This is a genomic window from Sulfitobacter sp. (genome assembly GCF_041552635.1).
Classification (GTDB): domain Bacteria; phylum Pseudomonadota; class Alphaproteobacteria; order Rhodobacterales; family Rhodobacteraceae; genus Sulfitobacter.
In genome coordinates, this window is the sequence record NZ_JBFEKM010000010.1 from 14271 (window position 1) to 40214 (window position 25944).

Consider the following 25944-nt stretch of genomic DNA (forward strand, 5'->3'; position numbering starts at 1 on the left):
CCGCCATGCGCCTGAGAATGATGGCGCATGGCATACCTTCAGTTTATCCGCGCCAATTGGCTGTTTTTGTTGGCAGGTTTTCTGCTGACATTCACGTCATCCTATGGGCAGACCTATTTCATCTCGCTTTTCGCGGGCGATATTAAAGGCAGCTTTGGCCTAAGCGACGGGCAGTGGGGCGGCATTTACACGATTGGCACGACGCTTTCCGCGATCACAATGGTCTGGGCAGGGGTTTTGACCGACCGTTTCCGGGTCAGGCGCCTGTCATTTTGGGTGATGATTGCATTGGCGACGGCCTGTCTGGCGATGGCAGCTGTGCCAAACTGGATCGCGCTGATTTTCGTTATCTATGCGCTTCGCCTGACCGGTCAGGGGATGATGTCGCAACTGGGTGCCGTTGCGATGGTCCGCTGGTTCGAGGCGACGCGCGGTAAGGCGCTTTCACTATCGTCGATGGGGTTTGCCATGGGGCAAGCGATCTTGCCTGTGGTTTTTGTGGCCCTTTTCGCCGTTTTTCATTGGCGTAGCCTTTGGGTGCTGGCCGCAGTGCTTGTGCTGGTCACCATGCCCGTGATGCTGGCGCTATTGCGTCAGGAACGCACCCCGCAGTCGATGGCCGAAACCACCCAAGTGGCGGGAATGGACGGCATGCATTGGACGCGAATGCAGATGATGCGCCACGGGTTGTTCTGGCTCATGATCCCGATGATTATTGGCCCAGCGGCTTGGGGCACCGCGCTGTTCTTCCAACAGGTCCACCTGACCGAGGTCAAAGGTTGGTCTTTGGTCAGTTTCGTCGCCCTGATGCCGCTTTATACCGTCACATCTGTCATCTCGACTTTCGTTTCCGGCTGGGCCGTTGACCGCTTTGGCGTCAACCGGGTGACGCCAGTACAGATGTTGCCCTTTGCGTTGTCCTTTGCCGTGCTGGCCTATGCCGATACGATTTTCGTGGCTGGCGTCGGGCTGATGATATTTGGTGTCGGGCAGGGGATGCAGGCGACTGCAACCTCGGTCTTTTGGGCCGAATTCTATGGCACGCGCTATATCGGGTCGATCAAGGCGGTTGCGGCGGCGTTGATGGTATTCGGGTCGGCGATCGGGCCAGGTGTTACCGGGCTGTTTATCGATCTGGGGGTGAATTTCCCTGAACAGATGATCCCGATTGCGATCTATTATGTAATTGCAGCCGCCATGGCGACGGCAGGCGTCTTGAAATATCAAGGCAAGCTGGCCCGCCTTCAGCGGTGACGGCGCAGATAGACGTAATAGGCACCACCGCCGCCGTGGCTGATATGGGCCTGACTGACCTGCATGACGGCGCTGGCCAGCGGTGCCATGGCTAACCATTGCGGCACCTGATGGCGCAAGACACCGTGACGGACGGGGATTGGCCCGCCTTCGTCGCGCATCTTGCCTTTGCCGGTGATGACCAGAACCAGACGTTTTCCATTCTTATGCGCGTTCAAAATGAACCGCGTCAGGGCAGGGTGGGCACGGTCCAGCGTCATACCGTGCAGATCAATCCGACCTTCGGGACTGATCTTGCCACGCTTCAGTTTGGTGAATGCCTTGCTGTCCATCTGGACAGGTGCCTTGCGGATCTGGTCGGGCAGGGACGGCATTAAATCATGAGTGCTAAGGCGTGGTTTCGGTTTTGGTTTGCCCATGACAACCGAAGTCGATTTCCTGATCTGCGGGGCGCTTGGCGGGGGGCCGTCAATTTCAGGGCGGAACAGTTGGTTCATGTCCAACTTTTCAGTCCGCTCGGTCACCTTTTGCCACAGTGACAGGTCATCCTTGTTCAGGCGCTTGCGCTTCATAGCAGCGGCTCTGGCAGCATGGCATAGGCGCGCTGGATCGGCATCAACACCATCATCCGGCCCGGATCGCGCAGTTTGCCTGCCTCGCGTCCGGCAGTATCACCTGTGCCAAAGAACACATCGGCGCGCTGCGCACCCTTGATGGCTGATCCGGTATCCTGCGCGATCATCAGGCGGTGCATCGGTTTGGCACCTGCCTTTTCAATCCAGACCGGTGACCCAAGGCGGACGAAACTCGGGTCCACCGCAATTGTGCGTTTGGTTGTCACGGACCGGTTCATCGCCCCAAGCGGGCCTTGATCAGCGGGTACTTTGCTGACCTCGCGGAAGAACACGTAGGACGGATTGTGAAACAACAATTCGCGCCCCTCGGCAGGGTTACGGCGCACCCAGTTCTTGATCACATCGGCGCTGACCTGGTGGGCGTCATAGACCCCGCGCCGGACCAGTTCGACCCCGATAGACCGATAGGGATGCCCGTTCGCACCGCGATACCCGACACGGATAAAGTTGCCGTCGGGCAATCGGATGCGGCCGGAACCCTGAATTTGCAAAAAGAAAAGTTCAACCGGATCATCGACATAGGCGATTTCAAGGCTGCGCCCCTTCATCACATCGGTGCCCAGAATATCGCGGCGCGTCAGCCACGGATTGTTTTGCTTGGCCTCGGGCGGCATGGCGTAGATCGGATAGCGATAGCGCGCGGACGGGTATAGGTCGCCATCAAGTTCCGGTTCGAAATAGCCAGTGAACAGCGCATCCTGGCCATCGTCGATCAACACGGGACGAAAGAAAAGTTCAAAGAACTGGCGCGGTTCAGGATCTGAATTCGCGAATTTGCACAGGTTGCGCCAATCAACGTCCTTCATGTCTCCGCAAGTGTTCTGAAAGGTTTTGAGTGCTGCGGCGTGATCGTCAGTTTCCCAGCCGTCAAGCTGGGAAAAATCCATCACTGTATACGTCACATCAGCAGAAGCGGGCGGCACCATCAGGCCCGCCCCCAGTATTGCACCCGCACAGGCACATCTTAACCGTCTGTAGAAACGAGAAGCCAATTTGGATCATCCGAACCCATGACACGCGCAAAGACCCACGTGTCCTTTTGACGTTTGACTTCCGTAGGGCTGCCTTCGACAACATTGCCCTCTTTGTCCTTCACCACAGAGGTCAACTCGGCGACGAAACGAATTGTCAGCTCTGCCTCGTTGGTATTTTTATCGATTGTAGCTTTTTCCAGTTCCATCTCGCGGATGCCGATGAAGGTGGATTCAACGGTCAGCCCCTGATCTTCGCGGGCGGCAACGCCATCGACAAAACTTTCGTAGATGTCTTCGGACAGGAACGGTTTGATGTCATCCAGATTGCCGTGCTCAAAGCCCATCACGATCATCTCGTAGGCACCGCGCGCACCGCCCAGAAAATCGCTGACGCCAAAGGACGGTTCGACCCGCTTCATATCCGCCAAGGCCAACGCCGTGTCGGACCCTTCAGGAGCGTGGTCGATAATATCAAGGTCAGGGCCGCCTTCGATCACTTCGAACGCTGGGCCGGATGCCTTTTGGGGTTTCGCGTCTATTTCTGGCGTCTTCTCAAATCCTTCGCGTGTGCCAAGCACATTCTTTAAACGCAGGATCAGAAACACGGCGATACCGGCAAGCACCAGAAGCTGTATCATGGGCGAATTCATAGGTACCTCTTGGTGAGAAACATGGAAAGATCGTTCATTGATCCTTATGTAGGGTGTGAACCGGGCCAAGTCCACTCTGGCCCTTATGAAAGGACCCTAGCCATGTGGCTATTTTTAGCGTTTATCGCTGTACCGTTGATAGAAATAACACTTTTTATTCAGGTAGGTGGGGCAATTGGCCTCGGTTGGACCTTGGCGATTGTTATTTTGACGGCGATCCTCGGGACGTCTTTGATGCGCACGCAAGGCGCGATGGCCCTTAGTCAGATCAAATCCTCCTTGTCCGAGGTCCGCGATCCCACGGAGCCACTGGTCCATGGGGCGATGATCCTGTTTGCCGGTGCCTTACTGCTGACACCGGGGTTTTTCACCGATGCTGTCGGCTTTGCCCTGCTGGTGCCCGGTATTCGGAAGGCAGCATTCAACGCGATCCGCAGTAAGATCAATGTTAGCGGGACCGTAAACATGTCGGGCGATTTTGGCCAAAAACCCAACCGCCACCCGCACCGCCCCATGCAAGGGGACGTCATCGATGGCGAATATCACGAGCTTTCCGAAGAGGAACGGCTTGCCAAAGATCCGTCCGGCTGGACAAAGCATTGAGCGCAGCCCACGAAGCTGGTATGCCCGCGTAAATTATTTTTCAGATCGAAGGAGCCCGATAGATGGCTGAAGAAGAACAAACCGCCCCAACCCAAGCCCCACAGCCGCAAATGCGCATCTTGGGTCAATTCATCCGTGATATGTCCTTTGAGAACATCATGGCACAAAAAGGTGCACCGTCCGACGTGCAACCCGACGTGCAGGTTCAGGTCAATCTGGATGCGAAGAAGCGGTCTGCCGAAAACCAGTACGAATCCGCGATCAAGCTGCAAGTAACCTCCAAAGCCAAAGACGGCGACGCGACGCTGTTTTTGCTAGAGATTGATTACGTCGGCATTTTCAACATTGAAAACGTCCCAGAAGACCAGATGCACCCGTTCTTGTTGATCGAATGCCCGCGCATGATTTTCCCGTTCCTGCGCCGTGTGGTCAGCGACATCACGCGCGACGGTGGCTTTCCGCCGCTGAACCTTGAGAACATCGATTTTGTGGCTCTGTACCGGAACGAAATCGCGCGTCGTCAGGCCGAGAACCCGCCAAAAGCCGACGCTTAAATCGTTTTCCAAACAGCGCCGTCGCCTAGCTTGCTGACAAATTCAGCGTGGGCGGCGGCTTCGTCTTGCGAGATCCGCGAGGGCAGGGGTGTTGGCCGCGGTTTTGGTGTCCAATCAACCGACGTATCGCCTTCTTTTCGCTGAGGCTGGGTAGACAGGCCGAAATCAGGTTGCCGCCCGCCGATCAGTTCCAGATAAACTTCCGCCAGAATTTCACTGTCCAGCAAGGCACCGTGCAATGTGCGCGACGTGTTATCGATGTTGAACCGCCGGCACAGCGCATCAAGCGACGCGGGCGAGCCGGGGAAGCGTTTGCGCGCAATCGCAAGCGTATCAAGCGCCTGCGCCCAAGGGATTTGTGGCAGGTTCATCCATTTAAGTTCGGCGTTCAGGAATTTGATGTCAAAGGCCGCATTGTGGATGATCAGCTTGGAATCGCCAATGAAATCAAGGAAATCCCGACCGATTTGGGCAAACTTTGGCTTGTCACGCAGGAAATCATCACCCAGCCCGTGCACCTGAAATGCCTCGTCAGGCATACCGCGTTCTGGGTTGATATATTGGTGATAGGTTTTGCCCGTCGCCATGTGACCCATCAGTTCAACGGCACCAATCTCGACGATCCGGTCACCGCTTTCGGGGTCAAAACCGGTGGTTTCAGTATCAAGAACGATCTCACGCATGGGTCAGTTTTCCTTTGATGTCGTCAATGATGGCCAACACTTGGGCGCGGGCATGGTCCAACGTATCGGTTTCAATCACATAGTCCGAAAGCGCGCATTTTTCAGCATTGGGCATCTGCTTGGCGCGGATATTTTCAAACTGTTCCAGCGTCATTGTGCCCCGCGCCATCACGCGTTCTTGCTGTGTTTCCGCCGAAACAGTGACACATGCAACCGCATCCATCCGTTTATTTCCGCCAGTCTCGAAGATCAGCGGAATGTCGAGAACCACGATATCGGATTGTGCCGCTTCAAGAAAAGCCGCGCGATCCTGACCGACCAGCGGATGCACGATCGCTTCGATCTTTTTCAGGGCGGTGGGGTCTTGGCCGATGATGGTTTTCAGCGCTGGCCGTGAGACCTCACCATTGACCACCGCGTCCGGAAAGGCGGCTTGAAATGCCGGAACAGCGGCACCACCCTTTGAATAGAGCCTATGTACAGCGGCATCTGCATCCCAAACCGCACATCCCGCATCGGCGAACATAGCCGCCGTTGTTGATTTACCCATACCGATGGATCCGGTCAGCCCCAGAATAAACATCAGCGTAGTGCCGCCGCACGCGTGGCGCGGTCCACTTGGGGTCGGGTACCGAACCAACGCTCGAACCCCGGCACGGCCTGATGCAATAACATGCCCAGACCATCGACCGTGATGCACCCTGCTTCTTCGGCGGTTTCAAGCAGCATGGTTTTCAATGGGGCATAGACCAGATCGGTCACGACCGTCGATGGGCGCAACCCATCCAGCGGTACCCGCAACGCTGGCTTGCCGATCATCCCAAGAGAGGTGGTATTCACAACCAACGCGGCGTGATCCAACATATTGCCAGCCTTCACCCAATCGTAAACAGTCACACGCCCGCCAAAGACCGATTTCAACCGGTCGGCCCTAACCCGTGTGCGGTTGGACAGCATGATTTCCGGCACACCTGCATCCAATAGGGACGCAATAACGGCACGCGCAGCGCCACCGGCACCCAAAACGGCGGCGGGGCCATCCGTGCCCTTCCAAGACGGCGCACCAGCGCGCAGGTTTTCGATAAAACCGTAGCCGTCTGTATTATCAGCCATAATCTTTCCATCGGCGCGAAAGGTCAGCGTGTTCACTGCCCCGATCAAAGCGGCACGGTCGGTGATCACATCGACCATGTCCATCACGGCCTCTTTATGAGGGATGGTAATATTTGCACCGACGAAACCCATCTTGGGCAGGGTTTGCAAAACCTGTTGGAGATCTTCGGGGGCGACATCCATCGGGATGTAGGCCCCCTGAATGCCAAGTGTTTTAAGCCAATGCCCATGTATCTGCGGGGATTTCGAATGCGCAATCGGAGATCCGATCACCGCGGCTAGCGGTATTTTAGGCAGGCTCATGCGGTCAAATCCCCCCGGAGCGTCAAATAGTTCAGCAATTCCAACAGGGGCAATCCTAAGACATTAAAGTAATCGCCTTCAATACTACTGAACAACCTCACACCTTCTTCTTCCAGCTTATAGGCCCCGACTGCATGCTGGATGCTGTCCCAATTGCGCGCCACATAGTCCGCGATATAAGCGTCAGAGGCATCGCGCATCCGCAGGCGTACCTGACCGATGTGGCGCCAGATCGGCTTCCCATCTTCGACAATCACAGCAGCGGACAGCAGGCTGTGGCGATCCCCGCGCAATGCAGTCAACTGGGCAATCGCGTCTTCTGGAGTCTTGGGCTTGGACAGTAGGCTGCCGCGATGATCAAGAACCTGATCACAGCCCAACACCAAGGCACCGGGATTTTTATCGCTGATCTTGCGGGCCTTCATCTCGGCCAGGGTGTCAGCGATGTCGCGCGGCGGGGCAGAGTCCGCCATCAGGGCTGCCTTAATCATTTCTTCGTCAATTCGCGCGACGCTGATTTCATGGGCGACATTCGCCTGCCGGAGCAACTGCGTTCTAATGCTTGAGCCTGAGGCAAGGATAAGCGGTTGTTGTGCCATGTTGATAACCTGTGTGTGAAGTTAAGAAGTTTTTAGGGACTTATCCCTCAGAATGCGAGAGTTGCTGTTGGCCTATGTAAAAACCGCGCCTTCCGCGGCACTTTTCGCGGTTTATACCGCGAGGGATAAGGATAAAGCTGCGTCATAGTGACATCAAAGTATCCCTAACTTATCCACAGATTTTTCACGGATTTTAAAGTTATAATTCAAAATTAAAGTATTGATATTGTTTATTAATATTAACATATAATTTAGTTGTCACCGTCCACCTTCATCTATCACACACAGGTGGATAAGCACTGGTATATCTCATTAATCCACAGAAATCAGCCTCCCTACTTACATCATCATCTTTCTTCTTTTCTTATTTATTATAGAAAGGGATCAATGAACGGAGCGTGATATGTCTGACTTTCTGGCCCTAGCTTATCCTTGGACAAAGTCGATCCATATCATGGCTGTGATCTCGTGGATGGCAGCGTTGTTTTATCTGCCGCGCCTTTTGGTTCATCACACGGAGCGGGTGGGCCTTACCGGTGAAACCCATGATCTGTTCACGATGATGGAATATAAACTTTCAAATGTGATCATGCGCCCTGCAATGATCGCCACATGGGTCTTTGGCCTGTGTCTGGTGTTCACCCCTGGTATCGTCGATTGGTCGCTTGTATGGCCTTGGACGAAGGCCGTAGGCGTGATTTCAATGACAGTGTTTCACGAATGGCTGACGGCGCGCGTCAATGGCTTTGCTAACGGGAAAAATAACCTGACTGGCAGGCAATACCGGATGATGAACGAAGTCCCGACGCTGCTGATGATCCTGATTGTGCTGTCCGTCGTCGTCAAATTCTAAGCGGATTGACGAAACAGCCCTTTTGGCCTAATGGTTCTGACGTACCCCGTCCGGGGATGCATTTGCCCGCCAAATTCTTATGATACGACCCGCCCAAACCGCTTGGGCCGGAACAGGATATTTCCATGACAATCGAAACGCTCAACCTCGCTGATCTAAAGGCGCAGACCCCAAAGAACCTTCTGGCGATGGCCGAAGAGCTTGAGATCGAAAACGCCTCGACCATGCGCAAAGGCGAGATGATGTTCCAGATCCTGCGCGAACGCGCGGATGAAGGCTGGGAAATCTCGGGTGACGGCGTGTTGGAAGTGCTTCAGGACGGATTCGGATTCTTGCGTTCGCCAGAAGCGAACTACCTGCCGGGCCCGGATGATATTTACCTGTCGCCTGAAATGCTGCGCCAGCATTCCTTGCGCACCGGGGACACGATTGAGGGTCTAATTAAGGCTCCTGATGATACAGAACGCTATTTTGCCCTGACCGAAGTCACCAAAATCAACTTTGAAGACCCTGAAAAGGCGCGTCACAAAGTTGCTTTTGAAAACCTGACGCCGCTTTACCCTGACGAGCGTATGACGATGGAGGTCGAAGACCCGACGATCAAGGACCGCTCTGCGCGGATCATCGACTTGGTTTCCCCGATCGGGAAAGGCCAGCGGTGTCTGATCGTTGCCCCACCACGCACGGGTAAAACGGTTCTGCTGCAAAATATCGCCAATTCTATCGAAAAAAACCACCCGGAATGCTATCTGATCGTCTTGCTGATCGACGAACGCCCGGAAGAAGTCACCGACATGCAGCGCAGTGTGAAGGGTGAAGTGGTATCGTCCACCTTCGATGAACCAGCAACACGCCACGTTGCGGTGTCCGAGATGGTGATCGAAAAGGCCAAGCGTTTGGTTGAGCATAAGCGCGACGTCGTCATCTTGCTTGATTCGATCACCCGTTTGGGCCGCGCGTTTAACACAGTTGTGCCATCGTCCGGTAAGGTTTTGACCGGTGGTGTCGACGCAAACGCGCTTCAACGCCCCAAGCGTTTCTTTGGTGCGGCACGCAACATCGAAGAAGGTGGGTCACTGACCATTATTGCGACCGCCCTGATTGATACGGGTAGCCGGATGGACGAGGTCATCTTTGAAGAATTCAAAGGTACCGGTAACTCTGAAATCGTGCTGGATCGTAAGATTGCTGACAAGCGTGTCTTCCCAGCGATTGATATTCTCAAGTCAGGTACACGCAAAGAAGATCTGTTGATCGATAAAGTTGATCTGCAAAAGACATTTGTTCTGCGTCGGATCTTGAACCCGATGGGGACAACCGACGCCATCGAATTCTTGCTTGGGAAGCTCAAGCAAACTAAGTCTAACTCGGACTTCTTTGATTCGATGAACACCTAAGTTATTACGTTATAACAGTGGGTTAAGTCTTATGGATACGATATTCGCTCAAGCCACGGCGCAGGGGCGTGCTGGGGTTTGCGTAGTTCGCATCTCTGGTATCATGGCGTTTGAAATTGCTGAAAAGATCGCTTCTCCGTTACCGGAGGTGAGGCACGCTGCTGTGCGGCCGATCATCGGCCATGATGGCGGTGTGATCGACAACGCCTTGGTCGTTACATTCAAGGGCCCAAGCAGTTTTACAGGCGAGGATGTTGTTGAACTGCATCTTCATGGCAGCATCGCAGTTGTGCGCGCTGTTTTGGCGTTGCTGTCAACTTTCCCCGATACGCGGCTTGCGGAACCTGGTGAATTTACGCGCCGTGCGATGGAAAATGGAAAGCTTGATCTGACGCAGGTTGAAGGTCTGGGTGATTTGATCGAGGCCGAAACAGAAGCACAGCGAAAACAAGCGCTTAGGGTTTTATCTGGTCATCTTGGGCAACGGGTTGAAGCATGGCGTGAAAAGTTAATTCGCGCGGCAGCGCTGCTTGAGGTTACGATAGATTTCGCTGATGAAGATGTTCCAGTTGATGTGTCCCCCGAGGTACGCAGCCTTCTTACCGATGTTAACCAAGAATTGCTAGAAGAGATCGTAGGCACCCATACGGCAGAGCGTATCCGGACAGGTTTTGAAGTAGCAATTATTGGTCGGCCGAACGCCGGAAAATCCACCCTTCTAAACGCACTTGCCGGACGCGATGCTGCGATTACCTCTGCTGTGGCAGGAACGACCCGTGATGTGATCGAGGTTCGTATGGATCTTGGCGGCCTTCCTGTTACTCTTTTGGACACGGCCGGATTGCGTGAGGGTGCTGATGAGGTTGAAGCGATTGGCATCGATCGGGCATTAAGACGGTCGGCGGATGCTGATTTGCGGATTTTCTTAGTTGAAGCAGATGAAGACCTCCCTGTTGCTGCTATGCCTGATGATATTCGTTTGCTTCCAAAGGCCGATTTGCGTAGCAGTCCGGAAAATTCGATATCTGGTGTTACGGGGCAGGGGGTGTCTGAGCTTGTTGCTAAGATCCAGGCTATTCTTGGGGTTCGTAGCTTGACCGCTGGGCTGGCAACGCATGAGAGGCATCGCATTGCGCTGCAAAAAGCCGCCGACGGATTGTCCGTTTCAATGTCAGTACTGGATCGCGGGCCCGATCAGTATGATATAGCTTCAGAGGAACTGCGCCATTCGATTCGGGCGCTAGAGGCGCTGGTTGGCCGCATTGATGTTGAAAATCTCTTGGATGTGATCTTTTCTAGCTTTTGTTTGGGTAAATAGATGGAGTGTTTCACGTGAAACATTTTGATGTCATTGTGATCGGCGGCGGACATGCAGGCGCAGAGGCCGCGCATGCAGCTGCGAGAATGGGCGCGTCAACGGCCCTTGTTACGATGTCACGGGATGGGATCGGCGTAATGTCCTGTAACCCCGCGATCGGAGGTCTTGGTAAAGGGCATCTTGTGCGCGAAATTGACGCGATGGATGGCGTCATGGGGCGTGTTGCGGACAAAGCAGGTATTCAATTTAGATTGCTGAATAGACGGAAAGGCCCAGCTGTACAGGGTCCACGAGCCCAGGCAGATCGTAAAATCTATCAGACCGAGATGCTTTCGGAAATGGAGCAACAGGAAAACCTGACAATTATCGAAGGTGAAGTGGTCGACTTTCTCCTTAATGGAGACCGGGTGTCAGGTGTCGTTATGGCGGACCAGACCAAGTTCTCCTCAACCTCGGTCGTTCTAACGACCGGTACTTTCCTTCGCGGCGTCATCCATATTGGTGATATATCCAGGTCTGGTGGTCGGATGGGGGATAAAGCCTCGGTCAAACTTGCCGAGCGGATAGATTCCTTTGAGTTGCCACTTGGTCGTTTAAAAACGGGTACCCCGCCGCGGTTGGATGGCCGAACCATCGACTGGGAAAAGCTTGAATCGCAGCCCGGTGACGAAGAGCCGACATTGTTCTCCTTTCTGTCGCGCTCAGTTACCGCGCAGCAGATTTCCTGTGGTATTACCCACACGAACGAACAGACCCACGACATTATCCGCGAGAACCTTTCGCGTTCCGCGATGTATGGTGGCCATATTGAGGGGGTTGGACCCCGCTATTGCCCCTCGATCGAGGATAAGGTGGTGCGATTTTCCGACAAAACATCACATCAGGTGTTTTTGGAGCCTGAAGGTGTCGACGATCATACAATCTATCCGAACGGTATTTCAACGTCTTTGCCAGAAGACGTGCAGATCGCCTATGTTAGGTCTATGGTTGGCCTAGAGAATGTTGAAATCCTTCAACCGGGATATGCGATTGAGTATGATTATGTCGATCCCCGAGCGTTGGATCTGACCCTTAAAGTGCGGTCAGTCCCCGGTTTGTATCTGGCGGGTCAAATCAACGGCACCACTGGCTATGAGGAAGCAGCAGCCCAGGGGCTTGTTGCGGGACTAAACGCAGCATTGATTTCTCAGGGCCGGGACCCTGTAGTTTTCAGCCGTTCGCAAAGCTATATTGGCGTGATGATAGATGATTTAACCACTCGGGGCGTTACCGAGCCGTATCGCATGTTTACGTCAAGGGCGGAATTCCGGTTGTCTTTGCGCGCTGATAACGCTGATCAAAGATTGACGCCTTTGGCAATTGCCCTTGGCTGCGTTAGCAGCAGGCGGGTGAAGGTTTTTTCCGAAAAGAGCAAGCGATTGGAAGAGGCGATGTCGCTGCTTCAGAATATGAGGCTTTCCCCGAAAGATGTCGAGAGATCAGGGATTAAGATCAACCAAGACGGATCTAAACGTACTGGATTTCAGCTGCTGTCATTCCCTGATGTCAAATTTGAGCATTTGATAGCATTGGACGAGGCGTTGGAGGTTATTGACGTTGAAATTAGACGCCAGGTGGAGCGAGATGCGCTATACGCAAATTATATAGCGCGTCAGCAGCGCGATATTGATGTTTTGCAAAAAGACGAAGCGCATCTGATTCCTGATGGCTTTGATTACGCACCGATCGACGGATTGTCGAACGAACTTAAGTCAAAACTCATAAAGGTACAGCCAACCAATTTGGCTCAGGCTTCTCGCATTGACGGGATGACACCATCAGCGCTGACCTTGCTGTTGTCGCACCTAAAGCGGAACGCCAGAAAGAAGTCAGCGTGAGCGGTAATGTAACTGATTATGTTTCACGTGAAACATCCGACAAGTTGGCCCAATTTGCGCAGCTTGTCGAAAAATGGACGGCTAAAATAAATCTTATATCAAAGCCAAGCATTCCACATATTTGGGACAGGCATATTCGAGATTCGGTGCAGCTATATCAACATGCACCAATTGGAAACCATTGGGTTGATTTGGGCAGCGGTGGTGGATTTCCTGCGATTGTTCTTGCGCTGATGTCGCAACAGGATGGTCGTCAAACCAAGTTTACCTTGGTTGAAAGCGATCAAAGAAAGTGTGTTTTTCTTAGAACGGCGATTAGGGAATTGGGCTTGGATGCGTCTGTCATCAACGACCGAATAGAAAAAATAGCGCCGCTTAATGCTGATATTTTGTCGGCACGCGCTTTGGCGAACCTCAAAATGCTCGTGGGTTTTGCAGACGTTCATCTAGCGGAGGATGGCGTTGCACTTTTCCCGAAAGGTTCAAATTGGGAGGCTGAAGATGTCGACGCGCGAAAAGTTTGGCAGTACACCTGCGATCCAATACCCAGCGAAACAGACCCCTCAGCCGCCGTATTAAGGATCAAGGAAATATCGCATGTCTGATTTGTCGCGGCCGTCGGGGCCAAAGATTATCGCCGTCGCAAACCAGAAAGGCGGTGTCGGGAAGACAACGACAACCATTAATCTTGCCGCAGCGCTAGTTGAATTGCAGCATCGTGTTCTTGTTGTTGATCTGGACCCGCAAGGTAACGCCTCCACTGGTCTCGGGGTTGAGCTAGAGGATCGGGAGTTCACGACCTACGAGCTACTCTTGGAAGATATCCCGCTTGATCAGGTGATTTTGACCACTCAAACTGAGGGTCTATGCATTGTTCCTGCTACAGTTGACCTCAGTTCTGCTGATCTGGAGCTGATCGCGAACGAAAAGCGCAGCTTCTTGCTGCATGACGCGCTCCGCCAGACGCAAATGGACAGCTATGCGTTCGACTACATATTGATTGACTGCCCGCCATCTCTCAACCTTCTGACTGTGAACGCAATGATTGCGGCTCACTCCGTACTTGTCCCGCTTCAAAGCGAATTTTTCGCACTCGAGGGCCTATCGCAACTGATGCTAACCATTCGCGAGGTTCGACAGAGCGGGAACAAGGATTTACGGATCGAAGGTATTGTTTTGACGATGTATGATCAGCGCAACAATCTCTCGCAGCAAGTTGAACAGGATGCACGGAGCAATCTGGGCGATTTGGTTTATAAGACCGTAATTCCGCGGAATGTTCGGGTCAGTGAGGCACCTAGTTTTGCGATGCCGGTTCTCAGCTATGATACAGGGTCCAAGGGGGCCAAAGCATATCGGGATTTGGCGAAAGAAATCTTGGTAAATAGTGTGATTTAAGGGGGCTAGAAATGGCAGATATAGAAAAACGACGTGGTCTTGGGCGCGGTCTTTCAGCTTTGATGGCAGATGTGGCTGAAACCCAGACAGTGGCCGAACAGGGTTCAGCCGAGCAATATGTGCCGATCGAGCAAATCTCGCCAAACCCCGAACAGCCCCGGAAGCGGTTTGATACCGAAGATCTAAACGATCTTGCCAATTCGATCCGCGAAAAAGGGGTGATCCAACCCCTGATCGTGCGCCGTCGCGAAAATGGCTCCTTCGAGATTGTCGCAGGGGAGCGCAGGTGGCGTGCCTCTCAAATGGCACAACTTCACCAACTTCCTGTCATAATTCGTGAATTTACGGATGTTGAGGTTCTCGAAGTTGCAATCATCGAGAATATTCAGCGTGCTGACCTAAACTCGGTCGAAGAGGCCGCTGGATATCGTCAGCTTATGGATCGGTTTGGTCACACCCAAGAGAAGATGGCCGAAGCGTTGGGGAAGAGCAGAAGCCATATCGCCAACCTCTTGCGGCTTTTGAATTTGCCTGAAACCGTTCTGGAAATGGTCCGCAAGGGTGACTTGTCTGCGGGGCATGCCAGAACCTTGGTTACATCAGACGACCCGGTAAAGCTCGCAAACCAGATTATTGCTGGTGGATTGTCGGTCCGGGCGGCCGAGGCATTGGTTAAGAAGGCGCAGTCAGGTGACGACGCAGCGCCGGCCAAGAAAGCGCGCTCATCTGCAGAGGAAAAAGATGCTGACACGCGTGCGCTTGAGGGGGATTTGTCCGCAAACCTTGGCCTTAAGGTGACATTGAATCATAAACCTGGTCAAGAAGCGGGGCAGGTGGTGCTTAGCTACAAAACCATGGAAGAGCTGGACGAGATTTGTCGGCGCCTGTCAGCGCATTAATCTGTTAAAAGCTCTGCCAGTATCGAATTCAGAACCATAAACCCTTGTTCTGTTACGTTTAACCGGTGACCAACACATGAAATCATCCCGATGTCCTGCATCCGGATGATTTTTTTTGTGGAAAGGGGGGTACCTGCCAGCGCTTCATAGCGATCAAGGTTAACGCCTTCCTTTAGCCGCAAGCCCATCATCAAAAACTCGCTCGCTTGATCTGCTTTTGTAAGTTGCTCTCGGGGTCTCTCGGTCTCGCCAGAGGCAGCAGCATCCAGCCAGCGCTTGGGATTACTAAAGCATTCGGTCGCAAACCGGTTTCCGCTTTGGGTAAGTCGACCATGTGCGCCGGGCCCAATACCCAAGTAATCCCCATAGCGCCAATAGATCAAATTATGCCGCGATTGCGCACCGTCGCGCGCATGGTTGGAAACCTCGTAGGATGGCATTCCCATGTCGTTGCAGATTTCCTGCGTTGCGGCGTACATGTCTGCCCCAAGATCGTCATCGGGAAGCCCGCGCAGCTTGCCGATTGCATAGCGATCGCCAAACGCGGTGCCTTGTTCGATGGTAAGTTGATAAAGGGAAATATGGTCTATTGCTAAGGATAGGGCCTGTTTTAATTCAACTCTCCAATCCGACAGAGACTGGTTCTGACGCCCATAAATCAGATCAAAACTGACACGGTCGAATGTTGATCGGGCGATATCGAATGCTGCCAAAGCCTCGGAGGTGCTGTGGATTCGACCAAGTTTCTTAAGGTCGGCATCGTTCAATGCCTGAATGCCCATGGATACACGGTTCACGCCGGCCTGCTTGAACCCTTTAAATCGTCCTGCCTCTACCGATCCCGGATTTGCCTCAAGTGTGATTTCAAGATCGTTTGCCACGGGCCACAGTCGATAGATCGCCGCGATGATATCCGCGACGATTTCCGGGTCCATCAAGCTGGGTGTGCCACCGCCAAAGAACACAGCGTTCAGCACACGACCCTTGGTTTCAGCGGCACCGCGCTCAAGCTCTAGCAAGTAGGCGTCGCGCCACGCATGTTGGTTAATTGTGCGACTAACATGGCTGTTAAAGTCACAATAGGGGCATTTCGCCTCGCAAAATGGCCAGTGGATATAGAGGCCGAAACCACCCTGACGCCAGTCTTCAGTCAAAACAGGCCGACGTCAATTTGGCGAAGGCATCCGCACGATGGCTGATCTTGTTCTTCTCGTCATGGCTCATTTCACCAAACGTCTTGTCGTATCCGTCGGGTTGGAAAATGGGATCATAGCCGTGTCCGACTTCGCCGCGCATTGGCCAAACCAACGTCCCGTTGACGTTGCCCTCAAAGATTTCTTCGTGTCCGTCGGGCCAAGCCAACACAAGTGTTGCGCAGAAACGGGCGCGACGGGGGTGAGGGACGTTCTTCTCTTCGAGAAGATTGTGGGTCTTTGTCATTGCCATAACAAAATCACGGCCGGTTGGGGTCTCGGACCAATCAGCGGTATAAACGCCGGGGGCACCATCCAGGGCTTCGACCTCGATCCCTGAATCGTCCGCCAGCGCAGGAAGGCCAGTGGCCTTCACCGCTGCGACAGCTTTGATCCGTGCATTTCCGATAAAATTGTCTTCAGTTTCTTCGGGCTCGTCCAGCTTCATCTCGGAGGCACCCACAACACTGACACCGAAAGGGGCGAACAGTTCGGCCATTTCTTCCAGTTTGCCTGCGTTGTGGGTGGCGATCAGAATCTGATCGCCCGTAAATTTCCGTCTCATTTCGTTGCTGCCTTTTGAATTTCCACCAACTCTGAAACGCCTTTCTCGGCGAGGTCCATAAGCTGGTTCATCTGATCGCGGGAATAGGTGGATCCTTCGGCGCTCATCTGGATTTCGATCAAACGACCAGTGCCGGTCATGATAAAATTACCGTCAACGCCGGCTTCAGAATCTTCGGGGTAATCCAGATCCAGCACGGACTGGCCCGCATAAATACCGCAGCTGATCGCGGCAACAGGATCAGCCAGCGGGTCATTCACGACATCACCAGCCTTCATCAGCTTGTTCACCGCCAGTTTGAGCGCGATCCAACCACCTGTGATCGACGCGCAGCGCGTGCCACCGTCGGCCTGCAAAACGTCACAGTCGATGGTGATCTGGCGTTCACCCAAAGCGCTGCGATCTACGCCAGCGCGCAGGGCGCGGCCGATCAGGCGCTGAATTTCAACGGTACGTCCGCCTTGCTTGCCCATAGCTGCTTCACGGCGCATCCGTGTGTTGGTGGCGCGCGGCAACATACCGTATTCAGCAGTTACCCAGCCCAGTCCAGATCCTTTGATGAACGGGGGTACGCGGTCTTCGATGGTCGCGGTGCACAAGACATGGGTATGGCCCATCTTGATGAGGGCAGAGCCCTCGGCATGTTTGGTAAAGTCCGTATCAACAGACACAGCGCGCATTTCGTCAAGTTTCCGGCCAGAGGGGCGCATAATTTTATCCTTTTTGAGTTGCATTGGGGATAACTCTGCACGCTGTCTTGATGCAACCCCGATTGACGTTTGCTGCCCAAGCCCCTTTATTGGGGCATCATGGAAAAAACACCTACAGTTCTAGACGAAATGAATGACCGGTCGCGCGAAGTGTTCCGCCGCGTGGTCGAAGGATATCTGGCGAATGGTGATCCTGTCGGGTCACGGACATTGACGCGGGACTTTAGCGAGAAGGTCAGCGCAGCGACCATTCGCAATGTTATGCAAGACCTCGAATACATGGGTCTGCTGGGCAGCCCTCATGTCAGCGCGGGGCGAATTCCGACGCAGATGGGCCTGCGGATGTTCGTCGACGGGATGATTGAAATCGGTGATCCGACGGATATCGACCGCGAAAAAATCGACGCCACGATGGGCGACAATGGCGCGGATGTCAGTGGAATTCTGGATCGTGTCGGATCGGCGCTGTCGGGGGTCACGCGCGGTGCATCGCTGGTTCTGACGCCGAAACACGAAGCGCCGATCAAGCACATCGAATTCGTCTCTTTGTCGCAGGATAGAGCCTTGGTTGTTCTTGTCTTTTCGGACGGTCATGTTGAAAATCGACTGTTCACGCCACCACCCGGACAGACGCCAAGCAGCATGCGAGAGGCCGCGAATTTCCTGAATGCGCTGGTCGAGGGTAAAACCATTTCGGAATTGCAGCGCACGATCTCAAACGAGATCAGGCAGCGGCGGCAAGAGATTGATATCCTTGCGCAGCAGTTGGTCGAAAGCGGGCTTGCCCTGTGGCAAGGCGATGGAGAACATACCGAGCGTTTGATCGTGCGGGGGCGATCGAATCTGATCAACGCAGAAGGCGAGGCAGAGAACGTCGAGCTGATACGCCAGCTGTTTGACGACTTGGAACGCAAGCGTGATATCGCCGAATTCCTTGAACTGGCCGATGCAGGCGACGGTGTGCGCATTTTTATTGGTTCTGAGAACAAACTTTTTTCACTTTCGGGTTCCTCTCTGGTGGTTTCCCCTTATATGAACGCAGATCGTAAGGTGATTGGTGCCGTCGGTGTGATTGGCCCCACACGCCTTAATTATGGACGTATCGTGCCGATTGTGAATTACACGGCGCAGCTGGTTGGGAAATTGATTTCGAACCGCAGCTAGAGGTGGACTATGGCAGAGCCGAGAGACAACGAATTTCTGGACGACATTGATGATGCAGAGGCTGAGGCCTATGCCGCTGAAATGGAAGAGATCGACGATGAAGCGCTGGAGCTGGACCAGCTGCGCGCAGAGCGTGATTTGCTGAAAGACCGCTTTATGCGCGCTTTGGCAGATGCTGAAAACGCGCGTAAACGGTCGGACAAGGACCGTCGCGAGGCCGAAAACTATGGCGGGTCAAAGTTGGCCCGTGACATGTTGCCGGTCTACGACAACATGAAGCGCGCGCTGGAAGCGGCAACAGATGAACAGCGCACGATTTCGGGGCCGTTGCTGGAAGGAATCGAACTGACCATGCGCGAACTTTTGAACGTTTTCAAAAAGCACGGCATGGAAGTCATCGCACCCGAGGTAGGGGACAAGTTTGACCCGCAACAGCATCAGGCGATGTTCGAGGCACCGGTTCCCGGAACCAAAACAGGCGACATCATCCAGGTCGCAGCCGAGGGTTTCATGCTGCACGACCGTTTGTTGCGGCCGGCGCAAGTGGGTGTTTCGTCCATGCCGGCAAGCTAAGCCATTCGGTTTAAGCGCGGACCCTTCGGGGAGGATTTAGTTCCATTTAGAATTTAAGGGAGGCGGTCAATCTTTGGCCGCCTCTTTTAGTTTATAAAGCAGATCAAGGGCTTCGCGCGGGGTAAGTTCGTCGGGCAATATTCCGGCGAGCGTCGCTTCGACTTTGGAGGTTTTTTGCGGTTGGGGCGGTGGTGTGGGTGTCACGGCAAACAGCGGAAGGTCATCTATCAGCGTCTTTTGTGTAGCGCCGCCTTCGCGTTCGCCTTTTTCCAATGCTTCAAGCACGACACGCGCACGGGCGATGACAGAGGGCGGCAGCCCGGCAAGCTGCGCGACCTGCACGCCGTAGGATCTGTCAGCGGCACCCTTCTTTACTTCGTGCAGAAAAATGACCTCGCCTTCCCATTCCTTGACGGTGACGGTCGCGTTTTCGACGCCGTCCAGTTTGGTCGATAGCGCGGTCATTTCGTGATAGTGTGTGGCAAAAAGGGCGCGGGATCTGTTCACATCATGCAGGTGTTCCAGCGTCGCCCACGCGATCGAAAGACCGTCATAGGTCGCCGTGCCACGCCCGATTTCATCAAGGATCACCAAAGCGCGATCATCCGCCTGATTCAGGATCGCAGCGGTTTCGACCATTTCGACCATGAAGGTGGATCGCCCGCGGGCAAGGTCATCAGACGCACCAACACGGCTGAAGATCTGGCTGATCAGGCCGATATGTGCCCCCGCTGCAGGAACAAAGCTGCCCATTTGCGCCATCAAGGCGATGAGGGCGTTTTGACGCAAGAAGGTGGATTTACCCGCCATGTTGGGACCGGTGAGCAACCAGATATGCGCATTGTCCGCATCAGCAGAAAGGGCGCAGTCGTTGGCGATGAAAGCGGCACCTGATTGTTGGGCAAGGGCGCGTTCAACAACCGGATGCCTGCCGCCTTGAATATCGAAAGCCCGCGAATTGTCGACACGCGGTTTCACCCAGTTTTCGGTTTGCGCGATCTCTGCAAGTGCGCTGGCCAGATCAATTTCGGCAAGCCCGGCAGAGGCGACACCGATTGGCCCGGACTGATCCAGAATTGCGCGCTTCAGCGATTCGTACAGGCGCTTTTCGATCTCAATGGCGTGGTTGCCCGCATTGAGTATTTTCGTCTCCATCTCGGAGAGTTCGACGGTCGTAAATCTGACTTGGTTTGCGGTCGTCTGGCGAAGGATGAACTTTTCCGACAAGGGCGCAGACAGCACTTTCTCGGCATGGGTCGAGGTGACTTCGATGAAGTACCCCAAGACATTGTTGTGTTTGATCTTGAGCGCCGAAATGCCCGTCAGCGTGACGAAGTCCTGCTGCATTTGCGCGATGACGCTGCGGCCTTCGTCGCGCAGGGTGCGCACTTCGTCAAGTTCGGCGTCATATCCTTGGGCGATAAAACCGCCATCACGTGCAAGCAGCGGCGGTTCGGCAATCAACGCATCGTCCAGCAGATCAATGAGGGTGTCGTGACCGTGCAACCCTTTGACGGCTTGCGACAGCAGATCAGGCAAGTCGATGTCGGAGGCTTTGTCGGCCAGTTGGCCGGCCTCTGTCAGGCCGTTTCGGATGGAGGACAGATCGCGCGGGCCGCCACGGTCAAGCGACAGTCGCGACAGGGCGCGATCCAGATCGGGGACGTTGCGCAGGTGCTGGCGAAGATCCTCGCGGAAACGCGGGTTTTCATGGGCAAAACTGATCGCGTCCAGACGCGCATGGATCGTCTCTAACACACGCGAAGGCGATGATATGCGGCGTTCAAGAAGGCGTGCGCCGCCTGCGGTTACAGTTTTATCCATCACGGAAAGCAATGTGCCTGCGCGGCCGCCGGTCAGGGCGTGGGTCAATTCAAGATTGCGCCGGGTGGCAGCGTCGATTTGGACCGTACGGGATTCAGCCTCTTTTTGTGGGGGGCGCAGAAGCGGCAGTTTGCCTTTTTGCGTGATCTCGAGGTAGTCGATGATCGCGCCCATTGCAGAAATATCGGCGCGGCTGAAACTGCCAAACGCATCCAGCGAGCCGATACCAAACAGATCGCAAATACTTTTTTCAGCGCTGGTGCTGTCAAAGGCAGAACGGGCGAGGGGGGTAAGCGACAGATCAAAATCAGAGACTAAAGGGTGCAATTCCGCTTCTTTTGCATCGGAAATGATCAGCTCTGACGGGGCAAGCCGCGCCAGTTCAGGCCCCAAACGTGCCAAGGTCAATGGCATGACGTGAAACGCCCCGGTCGAGATATCCACCCATGCCAGGGCGTGTTGGTCACGAACTTCCGCAAAGGCGGCAAGATAGTTGTGGCGGCGCGCCTCGAGCAGGGATTCTTCGGTCAATGTGCCGGGCGTCACCAGCCGGACGACATCGCGTCTGACAACTGACTTGTTGCCGCGTTTCTTCGCCTCGGATGGGCTTTCCATTTGTTCGCAAACGGCGACACGAAACCCTTTGCGGATCAGGGTTAGCAAATATCCTTCGGCAGCGTGAAACGGCACGCCGCACATGGGAATGTCTTCGCCGCCATGTTTACCACGTTTGGTCAAGGCGATGTCCAACGCTTCGGCTGCGGCGACGGCATCGTCAAAAAACATTTCGTAGAAGTCGCCCATGCGGTAGAACAGCAGCGCCTCGGCGTATTGCGCTTTCAGCTCAAGATACTGAGCCATCATCGGTGTGATTTTCTCGTCGCTCACTGCAAACCCCCATTTTGGCTTGGTGCTGTCTACAAAACCAAGTCCGCGCATGAAAGGGCGTATCATGATGGACCCCTGATCGAACTATGGTAAATTTGGAAATGAATGTTAACAAAGGTTAACCACGAGCAGAAAGATGAGGCCGCGTTGCGAAACCAAGTGAACCTTGCCCAAGAACCAGAGCAGGTCTTTCTAAACCCTTGGGCAGATGACGGCGTAACGCTGTTGGCAGAGCCGCCGTACTTCTGGCAGGCCAGTTCTGCGTCTGCGCTGATTGAAGGGGTGGGGGCCAGCGAAAGCGATCTGCTGAACGACAAGATCGAAGCGTTCCTGACCCAGACGCGCAGGCATCGCAAATTCAAGCATCCAATTGTTTATGCCAGTGTGCCCGCCATTCTGGACGAGGTCGGATTTCGCAAGTCTTTCATTATGGCCAATGATCGTATCGTTTTGGGCGGTGCGCCGGGAACGCGCGCCATTAACCGATACCGTTGGGCGAACGAAGCCGAGGCAACTGATCCGCAACAACGGGTGGTCGACTATTTCGCCAAAAGCCTGAAGGCGAACAAGGGAAAGAAGCTGCAGATCGATCCCGAGGCCCTTGGTTCGGATATGGATTTCGCCATCACCTGCCGGAATACGTTCAACTACTATCACTTCGTGACGGAATCCCTGTGCCAATTGTGCGTGCTGGATGATCTGGATTTTCAGGGCCGGATTTTCATCCACTTCCCCAATAACGAACGCAAGCTGCGCGACTTTGCCCGTAATTTCGTCGAGGTGCTGTTTCCAGAATATAAGGATCGCGTGTTTTTTGAACGCGCGCCCAAGGATTACGATCGCGTCCTGACGGCCTTTGATCTGATGGGCGTTCATTTTCTGAACCCCGAATTGAATGCCAATCAGGTGAACAAGCTCGCGCCGTCTGATCAGTTCTGGCAGGGCCGGACAGCGACGGTCGCGTCTCAGGGTGTGCTTCAGATGAATGCGGTTGGCTCAAGCCTGATTACCCTGCGCGAGAGAGCCTTGCGGAGCATAGAGGGGCTGGACTTTAGCGACCTGCCCAAGAAATTCTTTGTCGGGCGTGATACCCGTCAAAGCCGAACCCGGCACATGGAGGGTGAGGATGAGCTGTTTGATCATCTGAAGATGTTTGGCTTTGAATATGTCGTTTTTGAAAACCTGCATCCGCTTGAGCAAGTCGCCTTGATGGCGAACGCCGAAGTCATGATTTCGTATCACGGGGCAGGGTTCACCAATATGTTGTTTGCCAGCCCCGAAACCTATGTGATTGAAATTGGAACCCTGCAAACCGCGATGACCCGTTGGGGTGATTTCTGGCCGGTCGCCAATGCCGCGCAATGTAAATATCTTAGCTTTTACGCGGACTACAAAGGCGTTGCGCCCGAAGATGCGCCAAACCCGTTCAAAGAGGATCTTTTGCCCGCCGCATTGTCCCATCAGGGTATTGGGCAGGTGATGGCGTTTGTCGTGGCGTTGGACGGGCTTGTTCCGGATATGCCGACCGCAAGCGATTTGCTGAAACTGGCGCGAACGTTGTTTCGGATCGGTGAAGTTGACAAAACCCTGTGCGTTCTTGAGGCGCACCAAAGGCTTTTGGCGGGTCATCTGGATTTATTGCTGTTGCTGGCGGATTGTCACAAACATGCCGATGCCCCCACATTCGAACTGAAGGCGATTGATGCGGCGTTCAAGGCGGACCCGTCACGGTGGCAAACGCTTGTTCGTATGATCTGGTGCGCCAACCGCTGCCAAAGACCGCAGGTGATCCGCTGGGCTATGGCGCGGCTACAGGCAGATTTCCCGGATCGACATGATGCGTTTTTGAAAAATCATGAATGGGTTCGCTACGTTGTGTGACGCAAAGCGGCAAGTTTATTGTGCACTGGGCCGTTCGTCGGTATTAAGCCCAAAACCATCAGGGAAGCCGTGCCAGTGTCAAAGAACCGTATTACGTCAGAAGAGGCGCTTGCCTTTCACCTAGAACCAACCCCCGGCAAGTTCGAGATTACCGCGACCGTCCCCATGACGACGCAGCGCGATCTAAGCCTTGCCTATTCGCCCGGCGTTGCTGTTCCGTGTGAATCCATCGCCGAGCATCCTGAACTGGCGTATGATTATACCAACAAGGGCAATCTGGTCGCGGTAATTTCCAACGGGACCGCGGTTCTGGGTCTGGGCAATCTTGGCGCGTTGGCGTCCAAGCCGGTGATGGAAGGCAAGGCGGTTCTGTTCAAACGGTTCGCCGACGTGAATTCGATTGATATCGAATTGGACACAGAAGACCCCGAAGCGTTCATCAACGCGGTCAGACTGATGGGTCCGACCTTTGGCGGCATCAACCTTGAAGACATCAAAGCGCCTGAGTGTTTCATCATTGAACAACGTCTCAAGGAAGAAATGGACATTCCGGTCTTTCATGACGACCAGCACGGCACGGCTGTGATCTGTGCGGCGGGTCTGCTGAATGCGCTGAAAATTTCCGGCAAAAAGATCGAAGATGTGCGGATCGTGCTAAACGGTGCGGGCGCTGCGGGCATTGCCTGCCTTGAGCTGCTCAAGGCGATGGGCGCCAAGCACAACAACTGCATCATGTGCGACACCAAAGGCGTGATCTATCAAGGTCGCACCGAGGGCATGAACCAGTGGAAATCGGCGCATGCTGCCGCGACCGATTTACGCACATTGGAAGACGCAATGACAGGGGCCGATGTGTTCTTGGGCGTTTCTGTCAAAGGGGCTGTGACGCCTTCGATGGTGGCAAGTATGGCGGATAATCCGGTGATCTTTGCCATGGCGAACCCCGATCCCGAAATCACCCCCGAAGAAGCGCATGAAGTCCGGCCCGACGCCATCGTTGCAACCGGCCGCAGCGATTATCCGAACCAGGTGAACAACGTGTTGGGCTTTCCTTACTTGTTCCGCGGAGCCTTGGATATTCACGCCCGCGCCATCAACGACGAGATGAAGATCGCCTGCGCCCACGCCTTGGCAAACCTTGCCCGCGAAGATGTGCCGGACGAGGTGGCGTTGGCCTACGGTAAAAACCTGAGTTTTGGCCGCGATTATATCATTCCGACACCGTTTGACCCCCGTCTGATCCACCGCATTCCGCCCGCCGTGGCACGTGCAGGGATGGATACAGGCGTCGCACGGCGCCCGATTATCGATATGGATGCTTACGAGCTGAGCCTGAAGTCGCGCATGGACCCGACGGCGAATATCTTGCGCGGGATCAATGCCCGCGCCCGTGCGAACCAGGCGCGGATGATCTTTGCCGAAGGCGATGACCCCAAAGTGTTGCGCGCTGCCGTGATGTATCAACGGTCGGGCCTTGGCAAAGCGCTGGTTGTCGGACGGTCCGATGACGTGAAAGCCAAGCTGGCAACTGTCGGTATGGAAGATGCCTATCGCGAGCTTGAGGTGATCAATGCTGCCAATACAACCCATTTAGAGACTTATAAAAGCTTTCTTTATGACCGGTTGCAGCGCAAGGGTTTCGATCGCAAAGACATTCACCGTCTTGCCGCGCGGGATCGTCACGTCTTTGCTGCGCTGATGTTGGCGCATGGGCATGGTGATGGTTTGGTGACAGGCGCGACCCGCAAGTCGGCGCATGTTCTTGAACGTCTGAACCATGTTTTCGACGCAAATGCAGAACATGGTGCCGTGGGCATCACTGCTTTGCTTCACAAGGGTCGGATCGTGTTCATCGGCGATACACTGGTGCATGAATGGCCTGATGAAGAAGATCTGGCCAACATCGCCGAAAGCGGTGCCAAGGTCGCGCGCCATCTTGGTCTTGAACCCCGGGTCGCGTTTGTCAGCTTTTCCACCTTTGGATACCCTGTATCCGAACGTGCCGAGAAGATGCAGCATGCCCCCGATGTGCTGGA

Annotated in this window: 25 protein-coding genes; 14 read left to right on the plus strand and 11 right to left on the minus strand. The window is 54.3% G+C overall.

The genetic code is table 11. The annotated features are described in order from the left end of the window. The first annotated feature begins 27 nt into the window (after positions 1 to 27). Positions 28 to 1254, plus strand: coding sequence for an MFS transporter (locus ABYT07_RS02130; RefSeq protein WP_372989064.1), 1227 nt, complete (start codon positions 28 to 30; stop codon positions 1252 to 1254). Here the strand turns inward: ABYT07_RS02130 and ABYT07_RS02135 are convergent. The 3 genes from ABYT07_RS02135 to ABYT07_RS02145 are packed head-to-tail and all read right to left on the minus strand — an operon-like array spanning position 1245 to position 3513. Next, on the minus strand, positions 1245 to 1826 hold the full coding sequence (locus ABYT07_RS02135) for a Smr/MutS family protein (protein ID WP_372989066.1): 582 nt from the start codon (positions 1824 to 1826) through the stop codon (positions 1245 to 1247). The genes ABYT07_RS02130 and ABYT07_RS02135 overlap by 10 nt on opposite strands. Beyond that, entirely contained in the window at positions 1823 to 2815 is a 993-nt protein-coding gene (locus tag ABYT07_RS02140) for a murein transglycosylase A (RefSeq protein WP_372989067.1), read from the minus strand. Before ABYT07_RS02140 ends, ABYT07_RS02135 begins: the two co-directional genes overlap by 4 nt. Positions 2816 to 2853: 38 nt before the next feature. Further along, positions 2854 to 3513 carry a Tim44/TimA family putative adaptor protein gene (locus ABYT07_RS02145; protein ID WP_372989068.1) on the minus strand — a complete coding sequence of 220 codons (660 nt, stop codon included), beginning with the start codon at positions 3511 to 3513 and terminating at the stop codon, positions 2854 to 2856. A 102-nt stretch (positions 3514 to 3615) separates the two neighbouring features. On the opposite strand from ABYT07_RS02145, the gene ABYT07_RS02150 reads away from it, so the two are divergent. Together ABYT07_RS02150 and secB are read left to right on the plus strand one after the other, a co-directional pair. Beyond that, on the plus strand, positions 3616 to 4116 hold the full coding sequence (locus ABYT07_RS02150) for an FxsA family protein (protein ID WP_372989069.1): 501 nt from the start codon (positions 3616 to 3618) through the stop codon (positions 4114 to 4116). Between the two features lie 62 nt (positions 4117 to 4178). Further along, entirely contained in the window at positions 4179 to 4670 is a 492-nt protein-coding gene (gene secB / locus ABYT07_RS02155) for a protein-export chaperone SecB (RefSeq protein WP_372989070.1), read from the plus strand. On the opposite strand, the gene dnaQ is transcribed toward secB, so the two are convergent. The 4 genes from dnaQ to ABYT07_RS02175 are packed head-to-tail and all read right to left on the minus strand — an operon-like array spanning position 4667 to position 7368. Beyond that, positions 4667 to 5353 (minus strand): DNA polymerase III subunit epsilon, encoded by a 687-nt coding sequence (dnaQ, locus tag ABYT07_RS02160; RefSeq protein ID WP_372989071.1) that lies wholly within the window; start codon positions 5351 to 5353, stop codon positions 4667 to 4669. The genes secB and dnaQ overlap by 4 nt on opposite strands. Then, a complete protein-coding gene (coaE, locus tag ABYT07_RS02165; RefSeq protein WP_372989072.1) occupies positions 5346 to 5936 on the minus strand; it encodes a dephospho-CoA kinase in 591 nt (196 codons plus the stop codon). Before coaE ends, dnaQ begins: the two co-directional genes overlap by 8 nt. Then, complete coding sequence (locus tag ABYT07_RS02170) at positions 5936 to 6769, minus strand: shikimate dehydrogenase (protein ID WP_372989073.1); 834 nt, start codon at positions 6767 to 6769, stop codon at positions 5936 to 5938. The genes coaE and ABYT07_RS02170 overlap by 1 nt, the downstream gene beginning before the upstream one ends. Beyond that, a complete protein-coding gene (locus ABYT07_RS02175; RefSeq protein ID WP_372989075.1) occupies positions 6766 to 7368 on the minus strand; it encodes a nucleoside triphosphate pyrophosphatase in 603 nt (200 codons plus the stop codon). Before ABYT07_RS02175 ends, ABYT07_RS02170 begins: the two co-directional genes overlap by 4 nt. A gap of 403 nt (positions 7369 to 7771) precedes the next feature. Here ABYT07_RS02175 and ABYT07_RS02180 point away from each other — a divergent pair, with 403 nt between their 5' ends. From ABYT07_RS02180 to ABYT07_RS02210, 7 genes are all read left to right on the plus strand, one after another. After that, complete coding sequence (locus ABYT07_RS02180; protein WP_372989077.1) at positions 7772 to 8221, plus strand: CopD family protein; 450 nt, start codon at positions 7772 to 7774, stop codon at positions 8219 to 8221. A 125-nt stretch (positions 8222 to 8346) separates the two neighbouring features. Continuing rightward, complete coding sequence (gene rho, locus ABYT07_RS02185; RefSeq protein WP_372989078.1) at positions 8347 to 9618, plus strand: transcription termination factor Rho; 1272 nt, start codon at positions 8347 to 8349, stop codon at positions 9616 to 9618. Positions 9619 to 9649: 31 nt separating this feature from the next. Further along, positions 9650 to 10936: a tRNA uridine-5-carboxymethylaminomethyl(34) synthesis GTPase MnmE gene (mnmE, locus tag ABYT07_RS02190; protein WP_372989079.1), complete on the plus strand. Its 1287-nt coding sequence runs from the start codon at positions 9650 to 9652 to the stop codon at positions 10934 to 10936. A 5-nt stretch (positions 10937 to 10941) separates the two neighbouring features. Beyond that, positions 10942 to 12813 (plus strand): tRNA uridine-5-carboxymethylaminomethyl(34) synthesis enzyme MnmG, encoded by a 1872-nt coding sequence (gene mnmG / locus ABYT07_RS02195; protein ID WP_372989080.1) that lies wholly within the window; start codon positions 10942 to 10944, stop codon positions 12811 to 12813. Further along, positions 12810 to 13418 (plus strand): 16S rRNA (guanine(527)-N(7))-methyltransferase RsmG, encoded by a 609-nt coding sequence (gene rsmG / locus ABYT07_RS02200; protein ID WP_372989082.1) that lies wholly within the window; start codon positions 12810 to 12812, stop codon positions 13416 to 13418. Before mnmG ends, rsmG begins: the two co-directional genes overlap by 4 nt. After that, entirely contained in the window at positions 13411 to 14211 is an 801-nt protein-coding gene (locus ABYT07_RS02205; RefSeq protein ID WP_372989083.1) for a ParA family protein, read from the plus strand. The genes rsmG and ABYT07_RS02205 overlap by 8 nt, the downstream gene beginning before the upstream one ends. An 11-nt stretch (positions 14212 to 14222) precedes the next feature. Next, a complete protein-coding gene (locus tag ABYT07_RS02210) occupies positions 14223 to 15110 on the plus strand; it encodes a ParB/RepB/Spo0J family partition protein (RefSeq protein ID WP_372989084.1) in 888 nt (295 codons plus the stop codon). Here ABYT07_RS02210 and hemW read toward each other — a convergent pair. From hemW to rph, 3 genes are read right to left on the minus strand one after another with little or no spacing between them, the layout of a single operon-like run. Continuing rightward, positions 15107 to 16264, minus strand: a complete 1158-nt coding sequence (gene hemW / locus ABYT07_RS02215) for a radical SAM family heme chaperone HemW (protein ID WP_372989086.1) — start codon at positions 16262 to 16264, stop codon at positions 15107 to 15109. The genes ABYT07_RS02210 and hemW overlap by 4 nt on opposite strands. Continuing rightward, entirely contained in the window at positions 16257 to 16868 is a 612-nt protein-coding gene (rdgB, locus tag ABYT07_RS02220; RefSeq protein ID WP_372989088.1) for an RdgB/HAM1 family non-canonical purine NTP pyrophosphatase, read from the minus strand. The genes hemW and rdgB overlap by 8 nt, the downstream gene beginning before the upstream one ends. Beyond that, entirely contained in the window at positions 16865 to 17578 is a 714-nt protein-coding gene (rph, locus tag ABYT07_RS02225; RefSeq protein WP_372989089.1) for a ribonuclease PH, read from the minus strand. The genes rdgB and rph overlap by 4 nt, the downstream gene beginning before the upstream one ends. Positions 17579 to 17677: 99 nt before the next feature. On the opposite strand from rph, the gene hrcA reads away from it, so the two are divergent. Continuing rightward, positions 17678 to 18742 (plus strand): heat-inducible transcriptional repressor HrcA, encoded by a 1065-nt coding sequence (gene hrcA, locus ABYT07_RS02230; protein WP_372989091.1) that lies wholly within the window; start codon positions 17678 to 17680, stop codon positions 18740 to 18742. A gap of 9 nt (positions 18743 to 18751) precedes the next feature. Next, positions 18752 to 19315, plus strand: a complete 564-nt coding sequence (locus ABYT07_RS02235; protein WP_372989093.1) for a nucleotide exchange factor GrpE — start codon at positions 18752 to 18754, stop codon at positions 19313 to 19315. Positions 19316 to 19381: 66 nt separating this feature from the next. On the opposite strand, the gene mutS is transcribed toward ABYT07_RS02235, so the two are convergent. Continuing rightward, positions 19382 to 22003, minus strand: a complete 2622-nt coding sequence (mutS, locus tag ABYT07_RS02240; protein WP_372989099.1) for a DNA mismatch repair protein MutS — start codon at positions 22001 to 22003, stop codon at positions 19382 to 19384. A gap of 129 nt (positions 22004 to 22132) precedes the next feature. Between mutS and ABYT07_RS02245 the strand changes: the two genes are divergently transcribed. Both ABYT07_RS02245 and ABYT07_RS02250 read left to right on the plus strand, forming a co-directional pair. Further along, on the plus strand, positions 22133 to 23908 hold the full coding sequence (locus tag ABYT07_RS02245) for a DUF563 domain-containing protein (protein WP_372989095.1): 1776 nt from the start codon (positions 22133 to 22135) through the stop codon (positions 23906 to 23908). 75 nt (positions 23909 to 23983) lie between these two features. Continuing rightward, on the plus strand, positions 23984 to 25944 hold a 1961-nt coding region (locus ABYT07_RS02250; RefSeq protein WP_372989097.1), incomplete at its 3' end, for an NADP-dependent malic enzyme.